The sequence below is a fragment of the Caballeronia sp. genome, assembly GCF_028292365.1.
In the GTDB taxonomy this organism is placed as follows: domain Bacteria; phylum Pseudomonadota; class Gammaproteobacteria; order Burkholderiales; family Burkholderiaceae; genus Caballeronia.
The window spans coordinates 1-7,205 of sequence record NZ_JAQGMM010000425.1; the positions used below are offsets into that span (position 1 = coordinate 1).

The 7,205-nt window shown below is 59.8% G+C and carries 7 protein-coding genes; all 7 read left to right on the forward strand.

What is annotated here, in order from left to right; all coding sequences use genetic code 11:
• The coding region (gene dhaL / locus JWR14_RS25380) for a dihydroxyacetone kinase subunit DhaL (RefSeq protein WP_299713810.1) at positions 1-477 on the forward strand (477 nt) is incomplete at its 5' end.
• A gap of 138 nt (positions 478-615) precedes the next feature.
• Positions 616-1,272 carry a DUF2291 domain-containing protein gene (locus tag JWR14_RS25385; protein ID WP_299713813.1) on the forward strand — a complete coding sequence of 219 codons (657 nt, stop codon included), beginning with the start codon at positions 616-618 and terminating at the stop codon, positions 1,270-1,272.
• Positions 1,269-2,819, forward strand: coding sequence for a sugar ABC transporter ATP-binding protein (locus tag JWR14_RS25390; protein WP_299713816.1), 1,551 nt, complete (start codon positions 1,269-1,271; stop codon positions 2,817-2,819). The genes JWR14_RS25385 and JWR14_RS25390 overlap by 4 nt, the downstream gene beginning before the upstream one ends.
• Positions 2,820-2,845: 26 nt before the next feature.
• Positions 2,846-3,943: an ABC transporter permease gene (locus JWR14_RS25395; protein WP_299713819.1), complete on the forward strand. Its 1,098-nt coding sequence runs from the start codon at positions 2,846-2,848 to the stop codon at positions 3,941-3,943.
• A 95-nt stretch (positions 3,944-4,038) separates the two neighbouring features.
• Positions 4,039-5,001 carry a D-ribose ABC transporter substrate-binding protein gene (locus JWR14_RS25400; protein WP_299713822.1) on the forward strand — a complete coding sequence of 321 codons (963 nt, stop codon included), beginning with the start codon at positions 4,039-4,041 and terminating at the stop codon, positions 4,999-5,001.
• A 134-nt stretch (positions 5,002-5,135) separates the two neighbouring features.
• On the forward strand, positions 5,136-5,897 hold the full coding sequence (locus JWR14_RS25405; protein ID WP_299713825.1) for a triose-phosphate isomerase: 762 nt from the start codon (positions 5,136-5,138) through the stop codon (positions 5,895-5,897).
• Positions 5,898-5,938: 41 nt separating this feature from the next.
• On the forward strand, positions 5,939-6,391 hold the full coding sequence (locus JWR14_RS25410; RefSeq protein WP_299713828.1) for an RpiB/LacA/LacB family sugar-phosphate isomerase: 453 nt from the start codon (positions 5,939-5,941) through the stop codon (positions 6,389-6,391).
• Positions 6,392-7,205 lie beyond the last annotated feature (814 nt).

Here is a 7,205-nt window from a genome sequence, read left to right on the forward strand (position 1 = left end):
GCGGATGCTTCGCTTGCCGATCAATTCAACGCGGCGGCGAAGGGGTTCCTGAACGCGGTCGGTGCCTCGTCGGGGCCGCTTTACGCCACCGCGTTCATGCGTGCAGCCAAGGCTGCTGGAGCGCGCCCGGACATGCCGCTGACCGAAGCACCGATGCTGATCGTGGCGATGGCCGAAGGCATCAAGTCGCGTGGCAAGGCAGAGCCGGGCGAGAAAACCATGATCGATGTCTGGGCGCCTGCGGCGGCCGCGGCCGAGCAAGGCATGGCGAGCGGGCTGCCGGTCGCCGAAATCATGGCGCAGATACGCGACGCCGCGACAACAGGAGCCGAGTCCACCAAATCGATGGTTGCGACCAAAGGGCGAGCGGCGCGTCTGGGCGAGCGCAGCATTGGACATATCGATCCGGGGGCAGCGTCCGCAGCGATGGTGCTCAACGTGATCGCTGAAGACTGGGGGCAACGTGGCACAGCATGACATGACAGAAGACACAGGCTACAAGCGCGATCGTAAGCATTTACGCGCAGTGGACTCAGCGAAACTGCTGCTCAAAGTGGATCGATTCAGCGCACCCGTTTTGCATTTGCATCGTTCAGAAGGTCAGGAGGTGTCCGAATGAGCACGACTACCCCGTCAATGAATCGCCGCTCCAGGCGCAGCGTTCGTGCAGCAATTGCCGCAGTGCTGGCAGTGATTTTGATCGTAGCGATGGCCTTGAGCATCAAGGTCGTGAAGATCGGGTCCGCAGGCGATACGCAAGTCAAGACGTTCGATCCGGCCGCCTACGGCGAAGCACAATTTCCAAAGACGCAGGCGGCGATCGAGGGCAAAGCAGTCAGCGCCGACACGCTGGCCGCAGCCATCGCCAAGGACCAGGACGCCGCCGGCAAGCAGTACGGTGTGGCAGGCGGCGGCATCGGCCCCGAAATATCGGTCAAGTTCGATGGCGTTGCCGGTAGTGAGGATGCCGGAATCTATACCGTGAAGGTGCCGAACGTGCCTGACTCCGTGGTGATCCGCGTGCAGACCGGCCCGGCGATCAACGGCACCGATCTGCGCGACGCCACCGGCACCATCGGCTTCGAGCAATTCACCAACCAGATCGACTATCAGAACGCCGGATACGCGATCAACACGGCGATGAAGAAGGCGGTCCTGTCGAAGGTTGATACGACCAAGCTGACGGGCAAGACCATTTCGGTTGTCGGTGTCTTTCAATTGATCAATCCGAACGGCTGGCTGGTGACGCCGGTGAAGCTGGATGTGAAATGAGCACCCCAATCCAAACCCATCAAACCCAATCCGTGGCCGGCGAAGTGCTGCTGTCAGCGCGCGATATCGTCAAGTCGTACGGCGGCGTGCATGCGCTGAAGGGTGTGAACTTCGATATCCATCGCGGCAAGGTCACCACGTTGTTTGGCGAAAACGGCGCGGGCAAATCGACCTTGATGAAGATCCTCGCCGGGGTCGAGATGCCGACATCGGGGCATATCGAACTCGATGGTCAGCGCGTCGCCTTCTCTTCGTCAAACGATGCACGCGACCACGGTATCTCGATCATTCATCAGGAGTTGAGTCTCGCGCCCAACCTCAGCGTGCGCGACAACATCTTCATGGGCCGGGAATTGCGTTCGGCCACAGGCGTCAACTTCGCCGAAGAAGCGCGGCAAGCCCGGGCGCTGATGGCTGACCTCGAGGAGGAAATCGACCCGTTGACACGCGTCCAGGACTTGCGCCTGGGCCAGCAGCAGGTCGTTGAAATTGCGCGCGCTCTCTCCGTTCAATCGCGCATCCTGATCATGGATGAGCCGACGTCGGCGCTGAGCGCTTCCGAGGTCGAGGTGCTGTTCAAGGTGATCCGCGACCTGACCAGCCGCGGCGTGTCGATTGTCTACATCTCGCATCACCTTGAAGAGGCGCTGCAAATCACCGACTACGCCGTGGTGTTGCGCGACGGCAGGATGACGGCCACGGCCGAAGCCAAGGATATCGACCTCGCGTGGATCGTGCGCAACATGGTGGGTGAGAACTTCGACCTCGGCTCGCCGCCGACAGGCTACGCGTTCGGCGACGTAGCGCTGGCGATTGAAGATGTCAGCGTTGCCGACGACGCGGGATCCGGCATCTCCGTGGTCGATCACTTGTCGCTTGAGGTGCGCGCGGGCGAGATCGTGTGCATCTACGGCCTGATGGGAGCGGGGCGCACCGAGCTGCTTGAGGCTGTGGCCGGCCGCTCTTCGGTGACCGGTGGAAAGGTCCTGCTCGAAGGCGAGGATATTGCGTCATTGAGCATCGCCGGGCGGATTGGCCGCGGCCTCGTGCTCGTGCCGGAAGATCGCCAGCGCGATGGCCTGGTGCCGACCATGAATGTGGGCACCAACCTGTCGCTCGCGAGCATCGGCACCTTCGTTAAGGGGTTGCTGTTGTCCTTTCCTCGCGAGCGCGTGCTCGTCGATCAGTCGATTCGAAACGTTCACGTTAAAACGGCGGGCCCAGGTGCGCCTATCGGTTCGTTGTCGGGGGGTAACCAGCAAAAGGTCGTAATCGGCAAGATGCTTGCTACCCGCCCGAAAGTCATTCTGCTCGACGAGCCCAGTCGTGGTATCGACATCGGCGCAAAGGCCGAAGTCTTTCGCCTGCTCAGCGAGAGCGCCACGCAAGGTTTGGCCGTGGTGTTCTCCACGTCGGAAGTGGGTGAATGCTTGAGCATTGCGCATCGCATCGTCGTCATGCGCCGGGGCAAGATTTCCGCGGAATTCGGCGCCGATGCCACCAAGGACCAGATCATGGCCGCCTCCGGCGAAGCCGTGGTGATCTGATCATAGAAATGCATGGAGACTTGAACATGAACGACTCCGCTAAACCTTCCACGTCAACCCGCGCCAGCCGGTTGGGCGACGGTTTCGACATCGGCAAGATGCTGCTCGAAGGACGTGCATTCTTTGCGCTGATCGTGATCATCATCGTATTTTCGATGCTCTCGCCGTATTACTTCGCAGTCGAAAACTTCCTGACGATGGCCTCGCATGTGGCTATCTACGGCATCCTCGCCATTGGCATGCTGCTGGTGATCATCAACGGCGGAATTGACCTGTCGGTCGGATCCACACTCGGGCTCTCCGGCGTGGTCGCGGGGTTCTTCCTGCAGGGTGTGACGCTGAACCTGTTTGGCGTCGTGCTGTATCCGGCGGTGTGGGTCGTGGTGGTGCTGTGCTGTCTGCTTGGCGCCTTCATCGGCCTGGTTAACGGCGTGCTCATTGCGCGGTTCAGAGTGCCCGCTTTCGTCGCCACACTCGGGGTGATGTATGTGGTGCGCGGACTTGCTCTGCTGATGACCAACGGCCTGACCTACAACAACCTGGGTGGTCACGCGGATCTGGGCAATGTGGGATTCAACGGGCTTGGGTTTGATCGCCTGTTCAATGTTCCCGTTGGCGTCCTGATCCTGGCGATCATCGGAATTTTGGGCAGCATCATGCTTACCCGCACAGCCTTTGGTCGATGGCTCTATGCCTCCGGCGGCAATGAGCGCGCAGCCCAACTTTCCGGCGTTCCGGTGAAAAGAGTGCAGATCAGCGTGTACATGATGTCGGGCGTCTGTGCCGCCATCGCCGGGTTGATCCTTTCCTCGCAGCTTACGTCCGCAGGTCCGACGGCCGGCACGACCTATGAACTAACGGCCATCGCTGCCGTGGTGATCGGAGGCGCGTCACTGATGGGCGGCACTGGCAATATTCGGGGAACGCTGCTCGGTGCCTTCGTGATCGGATTCCTGTCCGACGGCCTGGTGATCATCGGTATTTCTTCTTACTGGCAGACGGTGTTCACCGGCGCGGTGATCGTGCTCGCGGTGTTGCTCAACGCCATTCAGTATCGCCGTCGAGTCAAGCGTCCAGCACCGACCGCCGGTCAACCCACTTCTCCACAAAGTGGCAAGGCTTGAGCCGCGCCACCGGCCCTTGAGAAGAATGTCTTACTTGTCCTCATTTGTATTTGTCTTATCCCGACGCTATCGCTAATCAAAAAAGGAGACTTACCATGACAACCAAGAGAAAAACCCTGAGGACTCTGTCACTCGCCGCTGTCGCCATCGCCGCGCCTCTGTTCGCAGGCCAGGCGCATGCAGCCGGTGGACTCATGACCATCATCGTCAATGATCCCTCGAACCCGTACTGGCTCACAGAAGGTAACGTTGCCGCCGCCGAGGCGAAGAGGCTGGGATACACCGCTAACGTCGCGGCTTCGAAAGGCGACACCAATGCCGAGAGTCAGTTGATCGATACCGCCATCACCAACAAATCGGTCGCGATCATTCTTGATCCGGCGAACGCGAGCGGCTCTGTGGGCGCGGTGAAAAAGGCGGTTGCCGCCAACATTCCGGTTTTCCTCGTCAATGCCGAGATCAACCAGGAAGGCCTGGCCAAGGCGCAGCTCGTTTCCAACAACGCACAGGGTGCGGCGCTGGGTGCGCAGCAATGGGTGAAGGCCGTTGGGTCGAAGGGTAACTATGTCGAACTGCTCGGCTCGCCGTCGGATAACAACGCCGCCACGCGGTCCAATGGCTACACGTCAGTGCTTAGCCAGTACCCGGATCTGAAGAAGGTCGGATCGCAAGTGGCCGACTGGGATCGCACGAAGGGTTTCAACGCCATGCAGAGCCTGTTGCAAGCGCACCCGGACATTATTGGCGTGATCAGCGGCAACGACGAAATGGCGCTTGGCGGGATTGCCGCGCTGAAGCAGGCGGGCAAACTGTCGAGCATCAAGGTGGGTGGCTTTGATGGTTCACCAACGGCGGTTGCCGCGGTCAAGGCCGGTGAATTGCAGTACACGGTGCTGCAACCGGTTGCGACGTTTTCCGTCAAGGCGGTGCAGGAGGCCGATCAGTTCCTGAAGACCGGCAAGACGGGTGCCAAGACTGAAAAGCAGCTCTTCGATTGTGTGCTGATCACCAAGGCCAACGTGGATAAGTACACCTCCGCATTTACGATGTCGAAGTGATGCAACAGCTTTAACCCGCAGTGCGCCGAAAGGTGCTTGCGGTTTTCACCTGAGCGCCGCGCCGGGGTAACACGACGCACCTTGGCACGGCGCTCAGCAGCGCGAGGTTCGCGCCTCCGATTGTCGACATCAACATGACCCATTCCCCTTTCTGGATCGGTACCAGCTGGAAAATGAACAAGACCTTGGCGGAGGCGCGCGCTTTTGCCCAAGGTCTGCTCGCGAGCATTGACGACCCACGGATGCAGCGCTTTGTGATTCCGCCTTTCACCGCGATCCGCGAGGTCAAGGCGATCCTCGTAGATACGTCGGTGAAGGTTGGCGCACAGAACATGCACTGGGCCGATCGTGGCGCCTGGACCGGCGAAATCTCGCCGCCGATGCTGGTCGATTGCGCAATGGATCTGGTCGAGCTCGGCCACTCCGAGCGGCGTGAACATTTTGGCGAGACCGATGACACGGTGGGGCTGAAGGTCGAGGCGGCGGTGCGCCACGGGTTGACGCCGCTGATCTGCATCGGCGAGACGCTTGCTGATCGAGAAGGCGGGCGAGCAGCCGAGGTTCTGGCTGCCGAAGTTCGAGGCGCGTTGGGCCGGTTGACGCCCGACCAGTACACGGCTGACATTCTGCTTGCTTACGAGCCGGTTTGGGCCATCGGCGAGCACGGTATACCGGCCAGGGCGGACTATGCCGACGCCCGCCAGGCAGAAATTATTGCGGTGGCGCAAGATGTTCTTGGCCGCCGTGTGCCGTGCCTTTACGGCGGCTCGGTGAACCCTGGTAACTGCGCCGAACTTGCTGCTAGTGTGCATATTGACGGGCTGTTCATCGGGCGCTCTGCATGGGACGTCGCGGGATATCTGGACATCGTGGAGCGCGTCAGGGCTGTGCTCTGAACTCTCCGCATGCGTGAAACTTCAATCTGAAGGAGATCATCATGAAACTTGCAGTTGCTGGGGATAGCGCGGGGGCGGGACTGGCCCATGTGCTGGCTGAACACCTCAAGGACCGCTTCGATGTTTTCGAGGTGTCGACCAATGAGGCAGATCCAAAGGAGTTCTACGCAAATCTTTCTGACCGTGTGGCTTCGGGCGTCATACGCGGCGACTATGACCGCGCTATTCTGGTCTGCGGCACAGGGATCGGCGTCAGCATCTCGGCCAACAAGGTGCCTGGAATTCGCGCTGCGTTGTGCCACGATACCTATTCCGCGGAACGCGCGGCGCTGTCGAACAATGCGCAGATCATTACGATGGGTTCGCGGGTGATCGGGACTGAAGTGGCCAAGACGATTGCCGATGCGTTTCTGGCGCAGACGTTCGACGAGAAGGGCCGGAGCGCGGGCAATGTGGCGGCGATTGATGAACTTGATTCCAAGTACCACGGTTGAGTAGGGGCGGGGTGGGTTTTGGGGTTAGCGGGTGGGTCAGTGCCAGGTTCCCGGGTTAGCGATCCGAGTCAATGCCGGGTTGGTGCTTTCGGCCTTAGCGGTCTGCGTGAGTTGGATGTTTTCTTTATCGCTATTAGCCACTGCGCGTGGCGGCGCGTCATCCTGGTCCTTAGCGACGAAGAAACGAAGCAAAGAAAACGCTTTCAACCACGCTACCCTAGGTGTCCACAGCGTGCAGTTTTGATTCATGGGTGCCCAAAAGCACGGTGCTCGCCAGAGCCACGGATGTGTGAACCCCTCCTTCTCGCGAATCCTGACATGAACACGCTTCGCCCCGTACGCTCTCGGGCAAGCACGAGTGCCAGGGAACCCCGACGGCCTCACGCATTTTTGTGGCCTTGTTTCCCAGGTGGGTTGGCTTCGTGGTTCGTCATGCGTACAAATTTGGTGGTTGGTTGTCCGCGGATAGCGCGGGGTGCTCCTTGGGCAGATTCAATCACTGGTGGCGAAGCGTGTGGGTATCTGTGTTCGGAGAAGGAGGGTTTCACACATCCGTGGCTCTGGCGAGCACCGTGCTTTTGGGGCACCTATGAATTAAAACTGCACGCTGTGGACACTTAGGGTAGAGCGGTTGAAAGCGTTTTCTTTGCTTCGTTTCTTTGTCGCTTTGGACAAAGAAATGACGCGCCGCCACGCGCAGTGGCTAATAGTGATAAAGAAATTAGCCAACCTAATCAAACCACTAACCTAGAAAGCAGCAACCCGGCAATGACTCAGACCGCTAACGCAGAAACCTAGCAACCCAGCACCAAAC

Coding starts and splice junctions, on each gene's coding strand:
- JWR14_RS25385 (WP_299713813.1), top strand. CDS start 616: ATGAGCACGACTACCCCGTCAATGAATCGCCGCTCCAGGCGCAGCGTT.
- JWR14_RS25390 (WP_299713816.1), top strand. CDS start 1,269: ATGAGCACCCCAATCCAAACCCATCAAACCCAATCCGTGGCCGGCGAA.
- JWR14_RS25395 (WP_299713819.1), top strand. CDS start 2,846: ATGAACGACTCCGCTAAACCTTCCACGTCAACCCGCGCCAGCCGGTTG.
- JWR14_RS25400 (WP_299713822.1), top strand. CDS start 4,039: ATGACAACCAAGAGAAAAACCCTGAGGACTCTGTCACTCGCCGCTGTC.
- JWR14_RS25405 (WP_299713825.1), top strand. CDS start 5,136: ATGACCCATTCCCCTTTCTGGATCGGTACCAGCTGGAAAATGAACAAG.
- JWR14_RS25410 (WP_299713828.1), top strand. CDS start 5,939: ATGAAACTTGCAGTTGCTGGGGATAGCGCGGGGGCGGGACTGGCCCAT.